The sequence below is a fragment of the Rhodopseudomonas pseudopalustris genome (assembly GCF_900110435.1).
GTDB classification, from domain to species: domain Bacteria; phylum Pseudomonadota; class Alphaproteobacteria; order Rhizobiales; family Xanthobacteraceae; genus Rhodopseudomonas; species Rhodopseudomonas pseudopalustris.
The window spans coordinates 1-21,003 of sequence record NZ_FODT01000009.1 but is presented as its reverse complement, the minus strand read 5'-3'; the positions used below and the strand labels follow the sequence as shown (position 1 = coordinate 21,003).

Genomic DNA, 21,003 nt, shown 5'->3' with positions numbered 1-21,003 from the left:
CACGCAGTCGAAATGCTCCGCGTAGCTATGTTGAAAAAGCGGTCGGATGCTCGTCAACCGGCACCCTGCAATCCCGACGAATGGATGACCGCTGTTGACGCGGGAACACGCGTCTTGGCAGGTGCGCTGGATTCCTTGTCCATCCACACCATCGTCCTCGACGGCAGTGGCCGCTGCTCCCAGGTCTCGCCGTATGCTGAGACACTGCTAGCGGACAGCACGGTGCTGACGATTCGCCAGAATCGCCTCCGCCGCAGTCAATCGTCACGAGCCGTCGCCGACTGTCGATGCGCCGGTGGCCCGATCGAAATCGATCAAGATCTGCAGCCGTGCATCGACTGCGTGACGCGATCGGCGTCGGCGCGCGACCTTGGTTCGTCAGCCTGTTCGATCTCAGTCAGTGGAGACCGTGGTCTCGTCCTGCATCTTCGACTGTCGTCGATTCCTTCCAACGCGGACGAGACCTCATTCGCCGCCGCCGCGATCCTGGTGATCGAGTCGCAGACGTTGACGAACTCGGCCGAGCTGTTGCCCGACGTTGCCGTGTTGCTGACTGCGGCGGAAAGGGAGGTTGCAACGGAATTGCTGAGCGGCCGGCGCCCCGCCGAAATTGCACTTCGAAGAAGCGTTTCCATCGGAACGATTCGATCGCAGATCAAACGAATCTACGCGAAACTGGAAGTCTCAGGATTCGTCGAGTTCATTGCGAGAGCAAGACGCTGAATCTTCTGCCCAAGTGGGCAGGTGGAGCCGCCCGGAACGGTTTTGGAAATCTGAACAGGCGTGGCGGAAGGGGTAGGCCGCCCGGACAGAACCGGAGGATTGGCACCGATACTACAACGAAGAACGCCCCACATGATGTAATCGGGCAAAGAGCCCCGATTGATTTGATCAACCGCGATGGCGCCACCAGCCCGCCATCGTGACAGAGCCGGAAAAACTCTAACCGCCGGTGGTCCAAAGTTCGGTCTCAGAGCAAAAATGCCGAGGCTCTAACTGGAGCTGGATGAAAGTTTAGGGGCAGGTCAGCGGCAATGCCGCGCGTTCCCCTCAGCCGAACGTCACGGAATCGCCGTTGCCGACGTACAGGTCGCTGATCGAGCCATCGCGGCCACTGCCGCGCACGACAGGATAGCCGAGGTCGATCATCAGTCTGACGGCCGGAAGTCCGGTACAGTGATTGCAGGCAATACGCTTGAGCCGATACTTGCTCATGTCGCGAACGATGGCCTCCGTTGCAGGCGCCAACGGTCCAAAAGGGGCGAGATGAAGGCCGCCGTAAAGGCCATAGAAATCCGTTCCATCGACCAGATGGTCGCGGGCAAAAGCCATGATGCGATCGACCGAATGGTGGCCACAGCCGGTGACGGCTACCAGGCCCTTGTCTTCGACCCGAACGTAGAGCGATTGCTCGCCTTCAATGCCGAGCATGATTGGAAGGTCAAAGCCAACGGCGGCCAGTCCGGGCATCAGCACATGAACGCGGCCGGTTTCGAGCCGGATCAGTTCGCCTTGATGGGGCGCGGCGTTGCTCGCATGGGCATCGGGGAATTCAATGCCGGCGATGAAGTGGCAGGCGTCGTCGGTGAAGGTCGAGGGGATATAGATCGAAACGTCGGGCTTCAGCTCCAGCACCGCTTGCAGGCCGAACAGATGATCCATGTGCTCATGGGTAAGAAATACGCCTTCGATCTTGCCCGTACGCAGCAATCGGTCGACGCCAGTCGCGGCAAAGCGGGCGCGCATATAGTCTCTGTTCCAACCTGAATCGATCAACAGTCGCCGGTGCGAACCGTCGAGATCTTCGACTTCGAGCAAGCTACAGCTGCCGCGCGCGTTTTCCTCGCGCCAGGGAATATGCCATTGATTTGCCGCGATGCCGCCGCTGCCAGCGATGTCCTGCATCAATGTATCATTGCTGGACCAACCGATCTCCGAGACGCAGGTCAGTTTGACCGCTCGGCAGGCGCCGAAGTCGATCTTTTCGGCGGTAGTCCGAGAGCTATCAGGCATGTTGGCCTCCACCACAGTGCAAAGCCGTCGCTGCGCTTCGACAATCAGCGTTTCTTTGCTCGATAAATCGTACCCGACTCCTCGACAATCTACTTCCCTGGTCCGCCACCGCCTGTGACTCGGTCACAGACGGAGGAAGCGGCGTACGAATATTCTTGAAGCTGAAACAATCGGTTGTGAAGGATCGCGCGGGCGAACCGATCCAAGAGGATGAAGAGTGGCGCGGCCCCCGGGTCTGCTGTCCAGGCTGTTCGGCCACTGAAGTGCGGGCAGATATTGCTCGGTCGTGGGGCTGGAAAGCGAAAGGACTTAACAATGGATATGCACATCGTCTGCGGGAAATGCGCAGCGACGAACCGCGTTCCGGCCGGCCGTCCCGCAGCCACTGCAAAATGCGGCAAGTGCAGGCAGGTCTTGTTCGCCGGGCACTCGGCAGAAGTCGACGGCCAAACCTTCGACCGCCATATTGGGCACGACACTATCCCGGTGCTCGTCGACGTCTGGGCGCCTTGGTGCGGGCCCTGCCGCGCGATGGCGCCGGCCTACGAGGCGGCGGCTCGCGAACTCGAACCCGATGTTCGACTGCTCAAGCTCAATTCCGACGTCGAACAGAGCGTCGCTACCCGGCTCAGGATCAACAGCATTCCCACCATGATCCTCTTCCAAGGCGGGCGCGAGATCGGCCGGCAATCGGGAGCGATGTCAGCTAATCAGATCGTACAGTGGGTACGCCAGCTTGTGCCCTGAACTTTCTCACAACATCAGCGCGAAGGATTTTGCGTGTAGTTTTCGTCACAAAGGACAATGGCCAGTTGCGCGATAGGCGTGACGACCGCACTCGATCAACGTATACCGTATAGAGGATATTCATGCCCCCGAAATTGTTTCTCGCGATCCTCGCCGGCGCCGCCGTTGCGGTGGTGCTGGTCTCCTCCCGTCCCAAAGCTGTGGACGAGGTGGCGCTTCAAGCGGAGGCAGCCGTGTTGACGAAGGACTTCGGCGCGTCGCTGCTCGGCATTCTCAAGGGGGCGCTCGAGACTTCGGGTCCGGAGGGCGCCGTTGACTTCTGCAACAAGGAAGCGCCCACCATCGCCGAAGGGGCGTCCAAACGCAGCGGGTGGAAGATCGCCCGCACCAGCCTGAAACCACGCAACCCAGCCTCTGCGCCGGACGAATTCGAGCGCGCCGTGATGACCGAATTTGTCGCCCGTATCGCCGCCGGCGAGCCGGCCGTCTCGCTGAAGCGCGCCGAGATTGTTGAGCACGACGGCCAACGCAGCTTCCGCTATGTCCAAGCGATCCCCACCGCCGAACTGTGCCTCACTTGCCACGGCAGCGAGCTGAAGCCGGCGGTGGCCGCCAAGATCAAGCAACTTTACCCCGCTGATCAGGCGACGGGTTTTAGGGCGGGTGACATGCGCGGGATTTTTACGCTCCGCAGAGAGCTGTGAGGTCGTCGCGAAGTTGCTCGCGCCAGGCGAGTAAGTGGGGCCGGTCGTCGCAATCAAAGCCGCAATGTTGTCATCGAGATGTCGGTGATCGCGGCGGAAGAAGAGGCGGCGCGAGGACGCGTGGTAGCCTTGCAGATGCCGGAGGATTTCGCGGCGGCGTGAACCAGGTAGCCTAGCCATCGCGGAGATGAGGATGACGCTCGCGACAGCCGTCGGCCGGCGGTATAAGTCTGGCCGAGGCGTATAGAGCGAAGGGATTCCCATGGATCCGGTCAAGGCCGATGGCGTCGTCACCGCCAAGAATGTCGACCTGTCGACCTGCGACCGCGAACTCGTGCAGTATCCGGAGGCGATCCAGCCGCACGGCGCCATGCTCACGGTCGACGATCAGTCGCACCTGATCATGCACGCCAGCGCCAATTGCGCCGAATTCCTCGGCAAGCCGCTCGAGGCCGTGGTCGGGTCGACGGTCGCCGCGGTGCTGGGACCGGCTTGGCGTGACCTGACGGCAACGCTGCACCGGATGCCGCTCGACAGCGGACCGGTCAATATTGCCCGCGAATCGTTCGTCGGAACGGAGAGGGGCTTCAATCTGTTCGCCCATCGCTGCGGCGGACTGATCATTCTCGAGTTGGAGAAATCCGCGGCGGATGGCTCCGGTGTCAGTCCCAATCTCTATTCGGAGGTGCGGGCCGACCTGGCACGGCTGCAGGATGCCAATAGCCTGAAGGACTTCTTCGACCTCGCGGTCGCGCGGATTCGAGCCTTCACCGGCTACGACCGGGTGATGGCCTATCGCTTCGATGTGGACGGCAGCGGTCACGTCATCGCCGAGGCCAAGCGCGGCGACCTCGAGGCCTATCTCGGGCTGCACTATCCCGCGACCGACATCCCGGCTCCGGCGCGCCGGCTGTTTTCGCTGAGCTGGGTACGGCACTTGCCGGATGTGGACTACACCCCGGTGCCGTTAATCGCGGCAAAGAACCTTCTGGTCCCCGGCCCGGTGGACATGAGCGTCGCCAGCCTTCGCAGCGTTTCGGTGATGTACACCGGTTACCTAAAAAATATGGATGTGCGTTCGACCCTGGTGATGCCGCTGGTCAAGGAGGGCAAGCTGTGGGGGCTGATCTCTGCCATGCACCATGCCGCGCCGCGCCACATCACCCACGAGACCCGCATGGCGGCCGAATTCCTGGCTCATACGCTGTCTCTCCTGATGTCCGCCAAGGAGGACGCCGAACTGTTCGGCCTGATCACGGCGATGAAGGCCACATCGGACCGGCTGATCCGCGCTCTCGCCGTCGACGCCAACGTCGCCAGGGCGCTACGCGCGCCGGATGCGCTGCAACTGCTCTCGACCCAGGTCGAAGCCGGTGGCGTCGCGATTATCTCCGATCAGAACGTGACGTTGAGCGGCAAGACGCCGTCGCGCGACGAAGTGCGCGACCTCGCGGGATGGCTCACTGACCGCACCTCGCCGCTGTTCGCAACCGACCGGCTGCCATCGCTCTACGCGCCGGGCGAGGCTTTTGCCCGCGATGCCAGTGGCGTGCTGGCCGTACGGATCTCGCCCAAGCTGCCGGACCTCGTGCTGTGGTTTCGTCCCGAGCAAGTCGAGATCGTTGCGTGGGCCGGAGATCCCCACAAGCCGGTCGACGTCAGCGAAGCCGACGGTATGTTGCGGCTCAGGCCGAGGAATTCGTTCGCGCTGTGGAAGGAGAGCGTCCGGAACCGCTCAATCCCATGGCGGGACGACGAGAAGGAGGCGGTCGCCCGCCTCGCCGCGGCGATCGGCGACATCGTTGCCGAACGCGCCACCAGGGTTGAACGGATCAGCCGCGAGCTCGGCGGTGCGCGATCCGAACTCGGCCACTATGCGGACACGGCGTCCCACGAGCTGAAGGAACATCTCAGGGGCATCCACCACCTCACGACGGCTCTGCGACGCCGACACGGAGACGTGCTCGACGACGAAGGCCAGCAGCAGGTCGTGACCATCCTGAAGTTGACGCAACGGATGGAAAGTCTAGTCGACGCTCTGCTCGAGCAGGCGCAGACCAGCCGATCCGAGCTCGCGCTGCAGACCGCAGATCTGGACGCCGTTGTCGACGAGGCGATGCTGCCCTTTGCCCGCCAGTTCGCCGAGGAGAATATCGAAATCCGCCGTCCCGGACCGTTGGGCACAGCGACCTGCAACAAAGAATGGGTCGGCGAGGTATTCTCCAATCTGATCGGCAATGCGATCAAGTACAACGATAAACCCGCGCGATGGATCGAGATCGGCGTCGAGCAGGGCCATCCGGCGCGCTACTACGTCCGGGACAACGGAATTGGGATCGAGGAGACCGACCAGCAACTCATCTTCCAGATGTTTCACCGTCTGAACGAGCCCGAGCAATATGGCGGCGGCGCCGGCGTCGGCCTGGCGATGACGCGAAAGATCATCGAACGTCACGGCGGACGGATTTGGGTCCGTTCCAGGCCGGGCGATGGTTCGACTTTCTACTTCACCCTCAGCCCGGACGACGGCAACGGCATCTGACATGATCCGACTTCGCCAGCCAAACATTAATTCGCTCGAGCGGACTGCCGTTGCTGGTGCGGGCGTTCGGGGGCAGCGCGGTGGGTAACGTCACGTTCATCGCGCTGCGGCGGCTGCGCGCTCCCTTGATCCTGATCGTGCTGGTGTTCGCGCTGTCGACGCTGGGGCTGGTCCTGATCCCGGGCGTCGATGCCGAAGGCCGGCCGTGGCGAATGACGCTGTTCGAGGCGTTCTATTTCGTCACCTACACCGCAACCACGATCGGTTTCGGCGAGCTTCCCCACGCTTTCACCGATCAGCAGCGCGTGTTCGTGACGGCGATCATCTACCTGTCGGTGGTGGGATGGGCCTATCTGCTCGGGTCGCTGCTGAGCCTTGTTCAGGAGAAGGCGTTCCAGCAGGCCCTGATCAACCGGCGATTTCGGCGGGCCGTCGAACAGCTCGGCAAGCCGTTCTATCTGATCTGCGGCCTCGGCGACACCGGCATGACCGTGGTCCGCGCGCTCCAGCAACTCGGCTGCCACGTCACAGCAATCGACAAGGACGAACGCAAGATCCAGCAGCTCGAGATCGACGGTCTGTCGAACGCCACGCCCGCCATCGTCGCCGACGCCCGATCCCCCGAAACACTGACGGCGGCGGGGCTGATGAAACCGGAATGCAAGGGCGTGCTGACGCTCTGCAACGACGACGAGGCCAATCTCGCGGCCGCGATCTCCGCCTCCATCTTGCGTCCAGGACTTCCCGTCATCGGCCGGGCCGATACGCCGGCGACCGCCAGTTCGATGGCGTCGCTCGGCACCTTCCGGGTGATCAATCCCTTCCGCGAATTCGGCGGACATCTGGCGCGGGCGATGCGCGCTCCCGACGTTTATCGGCTCATCACCTGGCTGACGAGTGCGCCGGGCGCGTATCTGTTTCCAAGTTCGCCGACCCGGATTCCGGCGGCGCCGGGGCACTGGATCGTGTGCGGCTACGGCCGGTTCGGCCAGGAAGTCGTCGCCGCCGTTCAGCGCGGCGGCTTTACGGCGACGGTGGTCGATCCGGCCGGTCCGCGGATCGATGGTCATCACGCCATCAAGGGGCGCGGCGCTGACGTCGCCGTTCTCGACGAAGCCGGCATCGACAGAGCATCCGGCATCGTTGCCGGCACCGACGACGACGCCGAGAACTTGGCGATCGGAATCGCGGCGCGCCGGCTCAAGCCGGACATCTTCATCATTGCGAGGCAGAATCTCCGTTCCAGTCGCATGCTGTTCACGAAATTCGGCGCGAACATCACGATGGTTCCCAGCGAGATCGTCGCCAATCAATGCATTGCGGCCCTTCGTACCCCGCTGTTGGCCGACTTCCTCGATGCCGTCAGAGCCAAGGATGATCTGTGGGCCTATGCGCTGTCCGAACGATTGCGCGCCGCGGTCGGCAACGAAACGCCGCGGTTCTGGAGCGTGACCTTCGATCGCAACGAGGCTCCGGGCCTGATCGCAGTGATGGACGGCCCTCAGCCGGTCACCGTTGCCGATCTCTTGAAGGAGGGCGGCTCGAAAACGGCGGGTGCGCTGGATAGCCGGAGCCAGCCGCTGGTTCTGAGGGTGCTACGTGCGACCACGGTCCATGAGATGCCGGCCCCGGATTTCGAGCTGATAGTTGGGGATCAATTGCTATGTGCGGGATCGGCGATGGCGGAAGCCAGCCAGCAAAGCTTGCTTCAGAGCCCGCTCGCCAGCGCTTGGAGCCTCGGCGATCGGATGGGGCCGGCGGACCGACCCTGGCGGAAAATTACACGGGCGCTGGGGCTGGAGAAGTGAGCCGCAAAGGGCAAGTCGGTATTCGTCGAGATGGGCCCTGTTGTTAAGACGTACCGGTGGACGACGTCGAAACACTGAACTCCGTTGAAAGACTTGGAAATGACGGACCGCAGCGACATTCAATTCTAGGACCGGGTAGCTGACAGGTACGCGGCACGCCCGATCAAGGACACGGTGGCCTGCTGTTGAGCAAGACGTTCTGCTTCGGCGGCGATGAACATCGTGCTGCGCCGCGCGATCATTTCTGCGCTTCAGACGGTCAGGTTCGTGCCTCCGGTGACCGTTTTCTCGGCAGAGTGTCTTCGCCAAGCCATTGTCGGGCGGGGTTCGACGTCGAGACCGTCCGTAGCTTCGGGCGCAATCGCCATAGCCACTATATCGTCGCGCGGACCGGTGCGTGGCGGCAATGATGAAGTTGGGCAGATGGCGAGGCGGTCGATGTTTTCAAAGCGAATATGATCGAGGCCGACCGGTTTCGCGCTGAGCATTCGGAGGTCGCGTTGCGGCAGCCGCAACAGCGCAAGGCGGAGATGAACGAACTCGCTCACAAGTTTGAGGCGGCGGTCGGCCAGATTGTCGAAACGGTGACTTCAGCGTCGACAGAGCGGGAAGCATCCGCTGCTGCACTGACGTCGACGGCCGAGCGGTCGTTGAATTTGGCCACCGCCGTTGCTTCGGCTTCGGAGGAAGCTTCGACGAACGTGCAATCGGTGGCGTCAGCGGCGAAAGAGATGACCTCGTCAGTCAACGAGATTGGCCACATCAACTACGTGCCGCGCGGCGCCACGGAGACCGAATCGGCTTCGACCAACGTTCTCGCCGGCGCGCATTCGCTGTCCGACGAGAGCAGCCGGCTGATGGTTGAGGTCGATAGAGTCCTGGAATCGGTGCGCGCTGCCTGAGCGGCACGCTGCCTCGGTCGAGTTGGGTTGAAGGTCAGTGAGGAACAGGGTGCGCTCCGGCACGGCCGGTTTGGTGACATCATCACAGATCATCTTCGCCAGACCGCATTATATCTCACGGTCGGAAAAATCGGCAGTCGGTCGCCCCTGAAAACACAAAACCGCGCTGTGCAAACGCGGTGGTACCAGTTTTCGATCTGCTCTTCGCGTATTCCGTTCAGAGATAGAGCAAATCTCCCTTTTCCCCGGGCCTGGTGTGGTGCGGGCGAGACCCGGAGGTTGAGGCAGTCCGACGCTGGTGGAGTGTCGCGAAAGACGACAGGCCGATCGCGGCGCGCGACGGTCATTGAAACGGGAGGTCGACGTGGATTGGAAGCACGACAGTCTCGCCTCGCGGCGGATGATCCTGGGCCTGGCTGCAGGCGCCGTTGCGACGGCGTCGCTCGGGCGGTCGGCAATGGCCCAGCGCATCAAGACCAAGGCCCGGATCGTGATCATCGGAGCCGGCGCAGCTGGCACCGCGATCGCCAACCGGCTGGCTTTGCGATTGCAGGACGCCACGATCACCGTCATCGACGGGCGTCGCAATCATGTCTATCAGCCTGGACTGTCGTTGGTCGCCGCCGGGCTTCGTCCTGCCGCCTATGTGGTGTCGCGAACGACGGATTGGCTGCTGCCGGGCGTCACGCTGATCGAGGAGCCGGCCTTGGCGATCGATCCGGTGGCCAAGACTGTGGCAACGGCAGGCCGCAACACCCTCCCATATGACTACCTGATCGTCGCGCCCGGCCTGGTGCTGGACCACGAGGCGATCGAGGGCTTCTCGCTCGACCTGGTCGGCAGCAACGGCATCGGCGCGCTCTATGCGGGTCCCGAATATGCGGCCAGGACCTGGGCGGCCGCATCGCGCTTCGCGGAGAAAGGCGGCGTCGGGGTGTTCACCCGCCCGGCCACCGAAATGAAATGCGCCGGCGCGCCGCTGAAACACACGTTTCTGATCGACGACATCGCCAGCCGCGCCGTCGGAGCGGGGCGCTACAAGATCACTTATGCGGCCAGCGCGGACTCCTTGTTCAGTGTGCCGATCGTATCGGAAAAGGTGCGGATGCTGTTCGATGAGCGCGGCATCAAGGCAAGCTACAACCATGTCTTGAAGGCGGTCGATCCGGGACGCAGGATCGCGACCTTTACCACCCCGACCGGTGACAAGGAGCTCAACTACGACTATCTCCACGTTATTCCGCCGCAACGCGCGCCGGGGGTGATCCGCCAGTCCGGGCTGTCATGGGCCGAGAAGTGGAAAGATCAGGGCTGGGTCGAGGTCGACCAGGCGACGCTGCGCCACCGGCGTTTTCCTGAGGTGTTTGCGCTGGGCGACGTCGCCGGCGTTCCCAAAGGCAAGACGGCGGCGTCGGTGAAGTGGCAGGTGCCGGTGGTCGAGGATCATTTGGTCGCCGCCATTCAGGGGCGCGAGGGAACCCAGACATTCAATGGCTACACTTCTTGCCCGCTGATGACGCGGGTCGGCCGCGCGATGCTGGTTGAGTTCGACTACAAGAGCAATCTGGCGCCGTCGTTCCCGGGTGTGATCGCGCCGCTGGAGGAACTGTGGATCAGTTGGCTGATGAAGGAGGTTGCGCTGCGGGCGACCTATAACGCCATGCTGCGTGGTAAGGCCTGAGGGGAGGGCGCGATGAAGGATCTGACTCTTGAAACGTTGGTCGCGGTGTTCGAAGAACTCTACGGCGCCACGCTGTTCTGGTCGCTGGTAGCGGTCGCGGCGCTGGTGACGGCGGGCTATCTCTATGTGCTGATCCGTGACCGGGCGATGTCGATGCGGCGGTTTCTGTGGGCGCAACTGTCGATGCCGTTTGGGGCGATTGCCGCGGTGTTGTTCGTCCTGGCATTCACGCATTCCGGCCTTGGCGACCTTGGAGGTCCGATCGATTGGATCGTGTTGTTCGGCGTTGCGTTGTTGGGGGCCGGCGGCACGGCGATTTTGGTCTACACGTCGCAGACACTGTTGCGGGCGAGCCCGGTTGTGATCAGGCGGCGCGGTTCGCTGTAGGCCGAGGATCGCATAGTCCAAGAGTCGGTCTCGGCAACAGACCGGCTTCAGGTAATCAATGCATCCGATGGCCGGGCTTTGATCCGGTCGTCGACGATTTCACCCGGCATCGCGCCGGATCAACCGGCGGAACGTTTCACATGGATGCTTTCCAGGATCACTATCCTGAAAACGTCGCGCATTGCTTCGGCTGCGGGCGATTGAACCACGAGGGCCACCAGATCAAGACCGCCTGGGAGGGCGAGGAGACGGTCACCCATTTCACCCCGGAATCCTATCACATCGCGGTTCCAGGCTTCGTCTATGGCGGGCTGATCGCCTCGCTGGTGGATTGTCACAGCACGGCGACGGCCGCCGCCGCGATGTATCGCAGCGAAGGCCGCAGCCTCGACAGCCAGCCTGCCTTCCGCTTTGTCACCGGCTCGCTGCACGTCGATTTCCTCAAGCCAACACCGCTCGACGGCGCGCTCGAACTGCGCGGGCGGGTGACGGAAATTAAGGGTCGCAAAGTGGTGGTCGAGACTTCTGTGCTGGCCGCTGGGCAACTCACCGCGCGCGGACATGTCGTTGCCATCCAAATGCCCGACGATTTCGGCGCGCCGCAGGCTCCGTGAGGCTTCATCCGATTCCGGAACAGCACGCTGGAAATGGTCTGGAATAGCATGATCGCTTATTTCCGGGCACGGCGATCATTCGCTGCGGTCGTCTAGAGCCGAGCCCCGACAAGAAGTGTACGGCGGGGCTCGGCCGAAGTGGAAGTTAGAGCGTGCGCTTGGAGAAATACCAATCCGTGGTTTCGAGTCCTTCGGACATCCGCGTAGCGACTTCGGCGACGGTCTTGGGCGGGCCGACCATGATCTTCTCCCCGGGCTGCCAACCTCGGGCGTGGCGACGTCGTTGCTGAGGCTGGTCTGCAGACCCTGTATCAGGCGCAGGATCTCCGCCACGCTGCGCCCGTTGGTTATCGGATAATAGACCATCGCGCGCAGGATGCCGTCATGAAGGTGGCGCGCACCGCGGAGGTGTCAGACGCGTCGGGATGAATCCTCCCATAGGCTTTAGCCACGGTCATCGACAGATCCTCGATGACCAATTGCCGGAGCCCGATGCGTCCGGCACGCGTATCCTCCAAGTGCCGCTGAATAGCCTTTGCCCCATCCCCACCCTCGAGCAGGACGATCGCCAGATCGGCCTGGCCTGGCGCCAGCAATCGGCGCGCTCGGAAGCGTTCATCGAGATGGGCCATCTGTTGAGAGATTGGGCCGCGGCGAATGTGAAAGCGTTCAAGGAACGCTAGTTCGCCGCGCCACCCGCTTCCAAATCTCCAAAAGCCTTGGTCCGAGAAGGACCGGAGGGCGATGTCGCCGCGAAGTTGCTGAAAGCGGTTTTTCAAAGATATGTCTTCATAAGCGAAAGATATATCTTTATATCGACTGCCGGGCGGTGTATCTAAGATATATCTTAGAGGAGGACTTTATGAACATGTCAGAACACAATTCCCAGGGAGCCGACGCCTCTCCAGGCGGATTTCGCGGTGGTCGGGGCGGCGCTGGTGGGCGTGACATGGGCGGGCAAGGAATGGGCGGGAGCGGCGTGGGCCGTCGGGGCATGCGCGCCGGCCGGATGCTCGGTCAGGGCGATCTAAAGCTCCTGGCGCTGGCGTTGATCGCCGAGTTGCCCCGTCACGGTTACGACATCATCAAGGTCGTGGAGGAAGCTACCGGCGGCAACTATGCGCCGAGTTCCAGCCTGGTCTATCCGACCCTCACTTTGCTTGAAGAGCTCGGTCACCTCAGGTCGCAATCCGAGGGGAGCAAGAAGCTCTATGTCATCACCGACGAGGGGCAGGCTCATCTCGCCGCCAATCGCACGGTCGCCGACGTGGCTTTCAAGCGGCTCGCGGCATACCGAAAACGCGGGTCGCTGCCGTGCCGGCATCATCGCGATGCCGAGCCCAACGAGGTTGAACACGCCGGATTGCCAGCGCTGATGCGCGCGGCGCTCGACAATCTGAGCGACGTCGCCGGCAAGCGGATCCTCCAGGATCCAGCAACCGAAGCGGAGTTGGTGGCGATCGTCGCGCGGGTGGCCGGCGAACTTCGCAAGGTCTAAGCCGGTTCAAAGCGCTAGTGAGACCTCGATCGGAACGGCGGGCAATTGCCCTCGATCGTTTCTCTCCGACACAATGTTCGCATCGGCACTGGCTGATCCTGTGGCTCGCGCCCGCGTCTCCTCTTCGGGCCTACGACACGACACGGCCGCGCGATTTCGCGCGGCGTGCCCTCCCGGCGGCGCTCGATTGGATTGAAGAAAATGAACGCATCATGGCCCGGCAGGAAAACGCCACGCTTTCGGATGTTCGAAGGAGCACATGGTATCGATTTGCCGAAGCGAAGGGCCTTGGCAATCGCCGAACCGTCCCATGCTCAACTCGATGGCGAGGTCTGCGATGGCATCCATCGCATGCTCGTCCGGGTCTACTACGAAGACACCGATTTCTCCGGAATCGTCTACCACGCCAACTATCTCCGCTTTCTTGAAAGAGGTCGCAGCAACTATCTTCGATTGCTCGGCGCCGACCAGCGAGCGCTGTTCGCGGACGGCAGCGGCGCACCAGGATACGCGTTCGTCGTTCGTGCCATGCAACTTGAGTTTCTCAAGTCGGCAAGGATGGACGACGTGCTTGAGGTCGTCACGACGCCGCTCGAGGTCAAGGGCGCTTCGATCACGATGGGGCAGCAAATCCTTCGCGGCGGGATCGTCCTGTGCGACGCCAAGGTCAAGATCGCCTTCGTCACGGGCGGGCGGGCGCGCCCGATTCCGAGAAGAATCCGGGCCGCGATGGCCACCGGTCGTGTCGTCCCTAGCTCTCCGTTTTCAATCGCCATCGTGCCGACATCAGATTCGGACGGAAAGCCATCATGCTGATCGCCGTCGCCAGCCAGAATTTTTGGACCGTCACCGCTCATGCCGGCAAGAGCCGCCGCTTCCTGGTGTTTAAAGTCGCACCGTGCCGGGCTCCTTTGGAGGTCGACCGGTTGGAGTTGCCGAAGGAACTAACGATTCACGAGTTCAAGGGGGAGGGTGCCCATCCGCTCGATGCGGTGGACATCGTGATCGCAGGCAGCGTTGGGACGGGATTTGTCAGCCGGATGGCCGAGCGCGGCGTGCGTGCGGTCGCGACCTCTGAAATCAATCCGGCGATCGCTGTCGCACGCTTTGTCGTCGGGACGCTCACCCCGCCGCCGACGCACCTGCAATTTGAAAACGACAACTGCGAATGCCGGTGTAGCTGAGATCGCCGGCGCAAAGTCTGCTGGTGCTCGTCCACGCACGCTGAATGAACCGATCGAGTGTCCGTCTCGGCTGGTGGTATTGAGCGCGGAACCACATTTTGTTTTTTGCGTCCAACACCTAAACGTCGCCGGCAAGTGAGATAGATCAATGGTTTCAGGCGATCTTGCGCTATTCTCAGTGCAACGTTGTTCTTCGGCGGACATGCGTCGGCAACAGGAGAACTGAAATGCGGTATGTTCAGAGCTGTGCGGCTCTAGCACTCATCGCGGCCACCACGTTTGGTGGTGCGGCGTTCGCGCAAAAAGGTACCGGCGAGGCGACCGGGATGGCGCAGCGCGCTGAAAAGCCCGCGATCATCTCGATGTCAGGAACCGTCAAGGATACGAAGATCGGTCCCTGCAAACTGACCACGGGGCGGAGCGCGGAAGGCGCTCATCTGATCGTCCAGTCACAAGACAAGGTCGTCAACCTTCACCTCGGTCCGTCCGAGGCCGTGGGCGATGTGCTGAAAGCGGCGCCCGTGGGGCAGCAGATCACATTCGAGGCCTTCCGGACTGATCGTATGCCGCCTGATGCCTACGTCGCCAAGTCAGTGAAGACCGCCGACCAGACGTTCACGCTCCGTGGTGACAACCTCAGTCCAAGTTGGGCGCGTGGTCGGGGCGGCGGACGTGGACAAGGAATGGGTCGCGGGTTCGGCGGCTGCTTCTGAACAGTGGGAGCATTGGAGTTGGGAGCAACGAAAGCGAAAGCAGAGGGCGGAGCGTTAAGGCGCGCCGTTTTCTCGGCGTTGCTCCTGGGACTATCCGCGACAGCTGTGGCCGCCGCAGACAATTTACGGACGGTGATCGAGCTGCCGCCCGAAGTGCGGACGCAGTTTCTGGAGCACATGCGAACCCACATGACGTCGCTCGACAACGTCATCCAGTTGATAGCGGACGGCAAGCTCAAGGAGGCCAGGGTTCTCGCGCGCAGCGAGATGGCAATCGGCCAAGGCTCGGGACTCGGCCGGCATATGCCGCGTGAATTCCGGGAAATCGGTTTGAGTTTCACCGTGCGGCGGACGACTTTGCGCGAGTAACAGACGAGATGGTTGAACCTTTCGATGCGCAGGGATGGCAGAAGGTGGTCGCTAGCCTCGGCAAGATAACGATGCGCTGCAACGGTTGCCACGTGGCGTTTCGCGTCAAATGATGCAGTTACATCCTGCCGTGTAACCGAGCCACTATTCGTCCGAGCGCTGCGGCCTGATGAAGATGCTGGCGCCATATTGCGGCAACTACATGCGGCAACGCGATTCCCAACATCGCAACGAGAATCATGTCTTGCGCGCTCGACAAGCTCTTGGCGAGGTGGTCCGTCTGGCCGAGCAGACGAGGAATATCGAGAAGCGTATTGCCACTTCCAGGCGCCAGCACCGAGCTCAGCGTCGCCAGCAATACTGCGATCAGCCGCGGGCACAGCAGACGGTGGATGACCTTGGCGACAAAATCGAGGGCGATGAAACCGACAAATGTCGCCCAGTTGAGAAGAGATACGAGGGCGTCGTGCTCGATCGTCTCTTTGCCTGCGGTTCTGACGGAAATCATCTGCTCGTCGCAATTCTCTGAGGCGGCGCGGAAGGCCGCACGACGTTATCCGTTTCTACCTACCATTGCCGCACTCCGGTCTGTGACGATGTCACCCCCGTCCGTCGATGTCCAACTAGCTGCCGCAGAGCGGTTTCGCGCAGATCATGAAGGGTTTACTTAGCTCGATGCAGATGTCCGACAGGCGATCAATCAGAGAACGTGTCGGGGCGCTGAGAAATCTGCGGCCCTTCATCGCGATGGTCTGGCGCACCAGCCCGTCGCTGACACTGACCTCGCTCTTGCTTCGCCTATTGCGGGCGGTGCTTCCGGTGGCGACGCTGTTCGTCGGCAAGCTGATCATCGACGAAGTGGTGCTGCTGGTGCAATTGCCCGACAAGCCTGGCACGTTCGGGCAGTGGCTGGAGGGAGGCCTTCTCAACCGGTTGGGCCTGCTGCTTGCGGCCGAGCTGTGTCTGGCGATCGTGGCCGATGTATTGGGACGGATTGTTGCGCTGGTGGACAGCCTGCTCTCCGAACGCGTGACCAATGCCTCCAGCGTTCGCCTGATGCAGCACGCCGCGACGCTGGATCTCGAAGACTTCGAAGACTCCGATTTCCAGGACCAGTTGGAACGCGCACGCCGGCAGACCAGCGGTCGGATGACGCTGATGGCCCAATTGTTCGGCCAGGCGCAGGACATCGTCACCGTCGCCAGCTTCGCCGGCGGGCTGATCTTCTACGCGCCGTGGCTGATCGCGTTGTTGCTGCTGGCGCTGGTGCCGTCGTTTCTCGGCGAGGCGCATTTCAGCGCCAAGAGCTATTCGTTGGATTTTGGGCGAACGCCGGAGCGGCGCGGGCTGGACTATGTGCGTCAGACTGCCGCCAGCGTCGAGACCGCCAAGGAAGTGAAGATTTTTGGGCTCAGCGGCTTTCTGATCGACCGCTACGTGCAACTGGCCACCAAATTCTATGCCGCCAATCGCGACCTTGCGCTGCGTCGCGCCGGCTGGGGCAGCCTGTTCACCGCGCTCGGTACCGCCGGCTATTACCTGGCCTATGGCTATATCGTCTGGCGCACATTGACCGGCGAATTTTCCGTCGGCGATCTCACCTTTCTGGCCGGCTCGTTCCGGCGCCTCAGTACGCTGCTCGAAGGGCTGCTGACGAGTTTCTCGATCACCGCCAGCCAGGCGCTGTATCTGAACGACCTGTTTGCCTTCTTCGATGTCAAGCCGGAGATCCTGTCGCCGCCCGATCCGCGGCCGTTCCCGCAGCCGATTCGCGAGGGCTTTGTGTTCGAGGATGTCGGCTTCATCTATCCCGGCGCGGAACGCTGGGCCGTGCGGCATCTCAGCTTCGCCTTGCGGACCGGCGAAATGCTAGCACTAGTTGGCGAGAATGGTGCCGGCAAGACCACCTTGGTGAAACTGCTGGCGCGTTTGTATGATCCGGACGAAGGCCGGGTGCTGCTCGATGGCCACGATTTGCGCGAGTACGATTTGGAATCGCTGCGCGGCAATATGGGCGTGATCTTTCAGGATTTCTTCCGCTACAACCTCACCGCCGCCGACAATGTTGCGGTCGGCAAGATCGACGCACGCGACGACCGGGATCGGATCGAGCGCGCCGCGCGGAGCAGTCAGGCCGACGAGGTGGTCGCGCGGTTGCCCGGCGGTTACGACCAGATGATCGGCAAGCGCTTCCGCAACGGCATCGAACTATCCGGCGGGGAATGGCAGAAGATCGCGATCGCCCGCGCCTATATGCGCGAGGCGCCCGTGCTGATCCTGGATGAGCCGACCGCGGCGCTGGATGCGCGCTCCGAATTCGAAGTGTTTCAGCGCTTCAAGGCGCTCAGCGCCGGCAAGACCGGCATTCTGATCTCGCACCGCTTTTCCAGCGTACGCATGGCCGATCGCATTCTCGTTCTCGCGGACGGCAAGGTCGAATCCGCGGGCACGCATGACGAGCTGATGAGGCAGGGTGGCCGCTATTCCGATTTGTTCGAATTGCAGGCTGCCGGCTACAGATAGTTGCATGCCTACTCACTGTCTGTCGGGCTCACTCTGGTAGATTGACAGGAAAGCAGAGTCAAAATCAGCTTTGCTTTTGAACCGGCGGTTGACGTGATCGAGCGGACACGGCGCGGCTTTGTCGCGGATCGTGGTCTTGATGGATTTGCCGCGGATCACCCCCTTGCAAGCCTATCTCGCGCATCAACCGAGCTACCGTGCGCGCGGCGTCGAAGCCCTTACGCTTCGGCTGCCGCCACACCTTGCGCACGCCGTAGACTTGGAGGTTCTCCTCGAACACGCGCCGAACTTCGATCGTCAGGGCGGCATCCTGCTTGGCGCGCACCGACAGCGTGGCGGGATCGCGCCGCTTGGCGGCATGGATTCATCGTCTTTCATTGAGCTGACCGAGTTTTTGAACTGGGTGCGCTTAGGGCTGCTCAAGTCTCATTTCGATTGGCGGCTTACTGATAACCCAATTCGTGTCAGGCGTTCATGGCTCTTTGCTCGTTCTAAGGCGTCGTTTTCCGCTGTCGCGTTCCAAAACGATCGACTTGGGTCGAATAGTTGCGAATCGAAATTAGCGTGGGATTTCCTGACGATACCCTGCCGCATCAGGGATGAAACGGACTGTTGGATAAGGTCTTCCCAAATTGACCGTGGGAAGGCGTCGGATAGTCTGTTGCTACTCTCTGAGTTGGGCTGGTGTAGGTGCGATCGTCCAGATCTCGCTGGTGGAGTCCGCAATCACGTTCGAAGGTCAGTTCGAGCGAGGCAACGCGGACTCCACACCTGCTTCCGACCAGAAGTGACGTGCCGTGGTCGGGTTCGACCGCTGCAAGTATCAGACGAGCGGGTGCGGGTGGCACAACGCTCAGTGACCTATTTTGGGAGTTTTCGCATGGCAGAAGATCTGAACAAAGTCTGGCCGACGGGCCTGACAATCGCGGAGTCGGAAGAACTCCACAAGCACGTGATTGACGGAACGCGCGTGTTCGGCGCAATCGCGATCATCGCTCACTTCCTGGCGTATGTTTATTCGCCCTGGTTGCATTGAGGAGGATCGATCATGAACCAAGGTAAACTCTGGACCGTCGTCAATCCCACCGTCGGCTTGCCGCTGCTGCTTGGCGGCGTGGCAACGATGGCGTTCCTCGTGCACTATGCCGTCCTCGAAAACACCACATGGGTCTCGGCGTTCATGAACGGCAAATCCGTTGCCGCAGTGGCCGCCCCGGCCGCTCCGGCGGCGCCCGCCAAGAAGTAGTCGACCTCGGAAGCGGCGTCCTCTCCGGGAACGCCGCTTCCCTGTCTCTCGACAGACAGAATCTGATCCGCCGCAGGTTTGAGCCTGCAAAAGCAGCTCGTTTGGATCCGCCGGAGCACCGTGTCGGCTCGAAGGTTTCGCCGATCGGTCAGGCGCGGGCTTTGTCGTCTTCGATGCAAGCCCGCCGTTTCATCAGTGAGGACAGGCTGGTCGCAGCGGCGGCGACGCGCCGGGACGGATGGTGTCGCTCGGCCGTCCCTTCTGTCCCACTTTGCGTCGTTGAGGACCTGGAACATGGATGGTCGAGCGAGCCCTCGTCTGCGCGTCTTCCTTGCCGACGATCATCCCCTTGTCCTCCGCGGCATGAAGATGCTGATTGCGAACGACGCAGGTCTCGAGCTTGTCGGCGAAGCCGCTGACGGACCGAGCGCCCTCGAGCGCGCGATCGAATTGAAGCCGGACGTCGCCGTTCTCGACCTGTGGATGCCTGGCCTGAAGGGCCTCGATGTCGCCCGTCAATTTCTGTCGGCGTGCCCCACTTCGCGTGTGCTGGTTCTGACGGTGCACGAGGACGAGGCCTATCTGCGGAAAGTTCTGCAGTTCGGAGTCACGGGATACATTCTTAAACGCTCGGCGACCGACGAACTCGCGCGCGGCATTCACGCGGTGGCGGCGGGAGACCTTTATCTCGATCCCTATTTCTCAGCTCACAAACCCGACAATGAGTTGGCTCTCCGGCAATTGGCTCGCCTCGTGGGCCTCGAGGCCTTCAACAGGACTGTCGACGGCCTGAAGAGAGACACGATCCACTAGTTTTCGGTCCTGATTGTTGCAGGAACGACCGCATCAGTTTCTCCGCAGCAGTTTCTCCGGCGTGATGGACGCGCGGCCGAATGCGGCGTCGAGCGCCTCAAGGTCTCTCGATGGATTGACCAGCGCCGCTTTGGCGAGCCTTCGGATCGTCAGTAGTGGGTGGTCGGCGCGAACCCGATCCTCAGATCAACGTAACTGAACAATGAGCCCGTCGGTCCGTCGCTCCGCACCTCAATCCCCTCAAAGCGGCCGCATCGATGGGACTCAGGTCGATGACGGCTGCGCTGGGGAGTCTTTCAACAGCCTGCTGGATCCGGGCAGATGCCGGAGCGTCGGATGCGCCAGACAAGATTGCGCCCCTCCGCAGCGCGCTCCGGGAGCTCACTCTTTGGTTTCTCCCGGGTCGTGAGCGCTGGCCTCTGGAGTGATCGGGAGGGCCGCGTTGGGAAACGAGGTCGCCAGTTCCGCAGCGCCGCTTCCGTCAGGCGCCGCCATGACACACAAGCAGCCTCCCCGAAAAGTCGGGGAGGCTGCTTGTGCCGTGTAGTAACTCGGGAGGTGCGAGCAAGTGGTGACGTCCTGGCTCGTTTGGTCCAGTTACTGCATGAGCGTCGGCAAGCCAAAGAGCGACGAGAATGGCGTTGGCCGGTTGATCAGCAAGGGCCAGCCCGAGAACGACCGGTACGGTCCCTTCTGCTGCAGGATCAGCGGAGTTCCGGACATCGACTTGTAGGGGCCTGACGTTCCGATAAGAAGCGGAGTCCCGGAGAATGACTGATAAGCACCGCTCTGGTTCAGAAGCAGGGGAGTGCCCGAAAACGATTTGTAGGGACCCGCACCGTTGAGCAAAAGCGGAACGCCGGAAAACGAATAATAAGCTTTCAACCGAGGCAGCAAGATCAGCGAGCCCGAATAAGGCTTGTACTCACCCTTCTGTTCGATGATCAGCGGACGACCAGAATACGATTTATAGACACCGGTCGTATTCAAGAGCAACGGCGTTCCGGAGAACGATCGATAGGTTTCTTTTGACATCGAACTTCCTTTCGGCGGATGGCCTTGACCATCCGCCAGAGATGACGATCGCCGTCGCGTCAGAAGCCGAGCAGCAGCGGATAGCCGGAGAAGGACTTGTACTCGCCTTCCTGCTTGAGCAGGAGCGGCGTGCCGGAGAACGACTTGTACTCGCCTTCCTGCTTCAGCAGCAGCGGAGTGCCGGAGAAGCTCTGGTACTCACCCTTCTGCTCGAGGATCAGCGG

22 protein-coding genes and 3 pseudogenes are annotated in these 21,003 nt (G+C 61.8%); 20 read left to right on the top strand and 5 right to left on the bottom strand.

Annotated elements, in window-relative coordinates:
* Positions 1 to 84: 84 nt before the first annotated feature.
* A complete protein-coding gene (locus tag BMY71_RS17290; RefSeq protein WP_244526091.1) occupies positions 85 to 723 on the top strand; it encodes a helix-turn-helix transcriptional regulator in 639 nt (212 codons plus the stop codon).
* A 327-nt stretch (positions 724 to 1,050) separates the two neighbouring features.
* Here the strand turns inward: BMY71_RS17290 and BMY71_RS17285 are convergent, their stop codons facing one another.
* Complete coding sequence (locus BMY71_RS17285; protein ID WP_139202668.1) at positions 1,051 to 2,013, bottom strand: MBL fold metallo-hydrolase; 963 nt, start codon at positions 2,011 to 2,013, stop codon at positions 1,051 to 1,053.
* Positions 2,014 to 2,328: 315 nt separating this feature from the next.
* Between BMY71_RS17285 and trxC the strand changes: the two genes are divergently transcribed.
* The 15 genes from trxC (at position 2,329) to BMY71_RS25320 (ending at position 15,162) form a co-directional block, all read left to right on the top strand.
* Positions 2,329 to 2,760, top strand: coding sequence for a thioredoxin TrxC (trxC, locus tag BMY71_RS17280; RefSeq protein WP_092685587.1), 432 nt, complete (start codon positions 2,329 to 2,331; stop codon positions 2,758 to 2,760).
* A 122-nt stretch (positions 2,761 to 2,882) separates the two neighbouring features.
* Positions 2,883 to 3,464 (top strand): Tll0287-like domain-containing protein, encoded by a 582-nt coding sequence (locus tag BMY71_RS17275; RefSeq protein ID WP_092685374.1) that lies wholly within the window; start codon positions 2,883 to 2,885, stop codon positions 3,462 to 3,464.
* A gap of 262 nt (positions 3,465 to 3,726) precedes the next feature.
* Entirely contained in the window at positions 3,727 to 6,006 is a 2,280-nt protein-coding gene (locus BMY71_RS17270; RefSeq protein ID WP_092685372.1) for an ATP-binding protein, read from the top strand.
* Positions 6,007 to 6,086: 80 nt separating this feature from the next.
* Positions 6,087 to 7,814: a potassium channel family protein gene (locus tag BMY71_RS17265; protein WP_092685585.1), complete on the top strand. Its 1,728-nt coding sequence runs from the start codon at positions 6,087 to 6,089 to the stop codon at positions 7,812 to 7,814.
* A gap of 185 nt (positions 7,815 to 7,999) precedes the next feature.
* Positions 8,000 to 8,224 (top strand): hypothetical protein, encoded by a 225-nt coding sequence (locus tag BMY71_RS24970; RefSeq protein WP_175557702.1) that lies wholly within the window; start codon positions 8,000 to 8,002, stop codon positions 8,222 to 8,224.
* Positions 8,225 to 8,269: 45 nt separating this feature from the next.
* Entirely contained in the window at positions 8,270 to 8,716 is a 447-nt protein-coding gene (locus BMY71_RS17260; protein ID WP_175557701.1) for a hypothetical protein, read from the top strand.
* A gap of 364 nt (positions 8,717 to 9,080) precedes the next feature.
* Positions 9,081 to 10,397 (top strand): NAD(P)/FAD-dependent oxidoreductase, encoded by a 1,317-nt coding sequence (locus BMY71_RS17255; protein WP_092685583.1) that lies wholly within the window; start codon positions 9,081 to 9,083, stop codon positions 10,395 to 10,397.
* Positions 10,398 to 10,409: 12 nt separating this feature from the next.
* Positions 10,410 to 10,784, top strand: coding sequence for a DUF5368 domain-containing protein (locus BMY71_RS17250; protein ID WP_092685370.1), 375 nt, complete (start codon positions 10,410 to 10,412; stop codon positions 10,782 to 10,784).
* A 140-nt stretch (positions 10,785 to 10,924) separates the two neighbouring features.
* A complete protein-coding gene (locus BMY71_RS17245) occupies positions 10,925 to 11,398 on the top strand; it encodes a PaaI family thioesterase (RefSeq protein WP_011502795.1) in 474 nt (157 codons plus the stop codon).
* A gap of 425 nt (positions 11,399 to 11,823) precedes the next feature.
* On the top strand, positions 11,824 to 12,081 hold the full coding sequence (locus BMY71_RS24965) for a hypothetical protein (RefSeq protein WP_175557700.1): 258 nt from the start codon (positions 11,824 to 11,826) through the stop codon (positions 12,079 to 12,081).
* Between the two features lie 179 nt (positions 12,082 to 12,260).
* Positions 12,261 to 12,896, top strand: coding sequence for a PadR family transcriptional regulator (locus tag BMY71_RS17230; protein WP_092685367.1), 636 nt, complete (start codon positions 12,261 to 12,263; stop codon positions 12,894 to 12,896).
* Between the two features lie 351 nt (positions 12,897 to 13,247).
* A complete protein-coding gene (ybgC, locus tag BMY71_RS17225; protein WP_244526099.1) occupies positions 13,248 to 13,712 on the top strand; it encodes a tol-pal system-associated acyl-CoA thioesterase in 465 nt (154 codons plus the stop codon).
* Positions 13,706 to 14,080, top strand: coding sequence for a NifB/NifX family molybdenum-iron cluster-binding protein (locus BMY71_RS17220; RefSeq protein ID WP_092685363.1), 375 nt, complete (start codon positions 13,706 to 13,708; stop codon positions 14,078 to 14,080). The genes ybgC and BMY71_RS17220 overlap by 7 nt, the downstream gene beginning before the upstream one ends.
* Before the next feature lie 227 nt (positions 14,081 to 14,307).
* Positions 14,308 to 14,793, top strand: a complete 486-nt coding sequence (locus BMY71_RS17215; RefSeq protein ID WP_011502799.1) for a hypothetical protein — start codon at positions 14,308 to 14,310, stop codon at positions 14,791 to 14,793.
* Between the two features lie 189 nt (positions 14,794 to 14,982).
* Positions 14,983 to 15,162: a hypothetical protein gene (locus tag BMY71_RS25320; RefSeq protein WP_244526089.1), complete on the top strand. Its 180-nt coding sequence runs from the start codon at positions 14,983 to 14,985 to the stop codon at positions 15,160 to 15,162.
* Between the two features lie 118 nt (positions 15,163 to 15,280).
* Here BMY71_RS25320 and BMY71_RS17205 read toward each other — a convergent pair whose 3' ends face one another.
* Positions 15,281 to 15,670, bottom strand: coding sequence for a hypothetical protein (locus tag BMY71_RS17205; protein ID WP_092685361.1), 390 nt, complete (start codon positions 15,668 to 15,670; stop codon positions 15,281 to 15,283).
* A gap of 167 nt (positions 15,671 to 15,837) precedes the next feature.
* Here BMY71_RS17205 and BMY71_RS17200 point away from each other — a divergent pair, with 167 nt between their 5' ends.
* Complete coding sequence (locus BMY71_RS17200; protein WP_092685359.1) at positions 15,838 to 17,685, top strand: ABC transporter ATP-binding protein; 1,848 nt, start codon at positions 15,838 to 15,840, stop codon at positions 17,683 to 17,685.
* Positions 17,686 to 17,751: 66 nt separating this feature from the next.
* Here BMY71_RS17200 and BMY71_RS17195 read toward each other — a convergent pair.
* Positions 17,752 to 18,040: pseudogene (locus BMY71_RS17195) on the bottom strand (IS3 family transposase); the annotation flags it as partial.
* Between the two features lie 525 nt (positions 18,041 to 18,565).
* On the opposite strand from BMY71_RS17195, the gene pufB reads away from it, so the two are divergent.
* The 3 genes and pseudogenes from pufB to BMY71_RS17180 all read left to right on the top strand — a co-directional run.
* The gene (gene pufB / locus BMY71_RS17190) at positions 18,566 to 18,721 is read left to right on the top strand and encodes a light-harvesting antenna LH1, beta subunit (protein WP_011443307.1); all 156 of its coding nucleotides are present in this window, start codon (positions 18,566 to 18,568) and stop codon (positions 18,719 to 18,721) included.
* 12 nt (positions 18,722 to 18,733) lie between these two features.
* Positions 18,734 to 18,931 (top strand): light-harvesting protein, encoded by a 198-nt coding sequence (locus BMY71_RS17185; RefSeq protein ID WP_011502805.1) that lies wholly within the window; start codon positions 18,734 to 18,736, stop codon positions 18,929 to 18,931.
* A gap of 294 nt (positions 18,932 to 19,225) precedes the next feature.
* A pseudogene (locus tag BMY71_RS17180) lies at positions 19,226 to 19,627 on the top strand (response regulator); the annotation flags it as partial.
* A gap of 159 nt (positions 19,628 to 19,786) precedes the next feature.
* Here the strand turns inward: BMY71_RS17180 and BMY71_RS17175 are convergent.
* Together BMY71_RS17175 and BMY71_RS17170 are read right to left on the bottom strand one after the other, a co-directional pair.
* Positions 19,787 to 19,974, bottom strand: a pseudogene (locus tag BMY71_RS17175) (IS5/IS1182 family transposase); the annotation flags it as partial.
* Between the two features lie 367 nt (positions 19,975 to 20,341).
* A complete protein-coding gene (locus tag BMY71_RS17170) occupies positions 20,342 to 20,779 on the bottom strand; it encodes a hypothetical protein (protein WP_092685355.1) in 438 nt (145 codons plus the stop codon).
* Positions 20,780 to 21,003: the final 224 nt, after the last annotated feature.

Excerpts from the sequence above, each read along its gene's own strand:
- BMY71_RS17290 (WP_244526091.1), top strand. The coding sequence starts at position 85 with ATGACCGCTGTTGACGCGGGAACACGCGTCTTGGCAGGTGCGCTGGAT.
- BMY71_RS17285 (WP_139202668.1), bottom strand. The coding sequence starts at position 2,013 with ATGCCTGATAGCTCTCGGACTACCGCCGAAAAGATCGACTTCGGCGCC.
- trxC (WP_092685587.1), top strand. The coding sequence starts at position 2,329 with ATGGATATGCACATCGTCTGCGGGAAATGCGCAGCGACGAACCGCGTT.
- BMY71_RS17275 (WP_092685374.1), top strand. The coding sequence starts at position 2,883 with ATGCCCCCGAAATTGTTTCTCGCGATCCTCGCCGGCGCCGCCGTTGCG.
- BMY71_RS17270 (WP_092685372.1), top strand. The coding sequence starts at position 3,727 with ATGGATCCGGTCAAGGCCGATGGCGTCGTCACCGCCAAGAATGTCGAC.
- BMY71_RS17260 (WP_175557701.1), top strand. The coding sequence starts at position 8,270 with ATGATCGAGGCCGACCGGTTTCGCGCTGAGCATTCGGAGGTCGCGTTG.
- BMY71_RS17250 (WP_092685370.1), top strand. The coding sequence starts at position 10,410 with ATGAAGGATCTGACTCTTGAAACGTTGGTCGCGGTGTTCGAAGAACTC.
- BMY71_RS17245 (WP_011502795.1), top strand. The coding sequence starts at position 10,925 with ATGGATGCTTTCCAGGATCACTATCCTGAAAACGTCGCGCATTGCTTC.
- BMY71_RS24965 (WP_175557700.1), top strand. The coding sequence starts at position 11,824 with ATGAATCCTCCCATAGGCTTTAGCCACGGTCATCGACAGATCCTCGAT.
- BMY71_RS17230 (WP_092685367.1), top strand. The coding sequence starts at position 12,261 with ATGAACATGTCAGAACACAATTCCCAGGGAGCCGACGCCTCTCCAGGC.
- ybgC (WP_244526099.1), top strand. The coding sequence starts at position 13,248 with ATGCTCGTCCGGGTCTACTACGAAGACACCGATTTCTCCGGAATCGTC.
- BMY71_RS17220 (WP_092685363.1), top strand. The coding sequence starts at position 13,706 with ATGCTGATCGCCGTCGCCAGCCAGAATTTTTGGACCGTCACCGCTCAT.
- BMY71_RS17215 (WP_011502799.1), top strand. The coding sequence starts at position 14,308 with ATGCGGTATGTTCAGAGCTGTGCGGCTCTAGCACTCATCGCGGCCACC.
- BMY71_RS25320 (WP_244526089.1), top strand. The coding sequence starts at position 14,983 with ATGACGTCGCTCGACAACGTCATCCAGTTGATAGCGGACGGCAAGCTC.
- BMY71_RS17205 (WP_092685361.1), bottom strand. The coding sequence starts at position 15,670 with ATGATTTCCGTCAGAACCGCAGGCAAAGAGACGATCGAGCACGACGCC.
- BMY71_RS17200 (WP_092685359.1), top strand. The coding sequence starts at position 15,838 with ATGCAGATGTCCGACAGGCGATCAATCAGAGAACGTGTCGGGGCGCTG.
- pufB (WP_011443307.1), top strand. The coding sequence starts at position 18,566 with ATGGCAGAAGATCTGAACAAAGTCTGGCCGACGGGCCTGACAATCGCG.
- BMY71_RS17185 (WP_011502805.1), top strand. The coding sequence starts at position 18,734 with ATGAACCAAGGTAAACTCTGGACCGTCGTCAATCCCACCGTCGGCTTG.
- BMY71_RS17170 (WP_092685355.1), bottom strand. The coding sequence starts at position 20,779 with ATGTCAAAAGAAACCTATCGATCGTTCTCCGGAACGCCGTTGCTCTTG.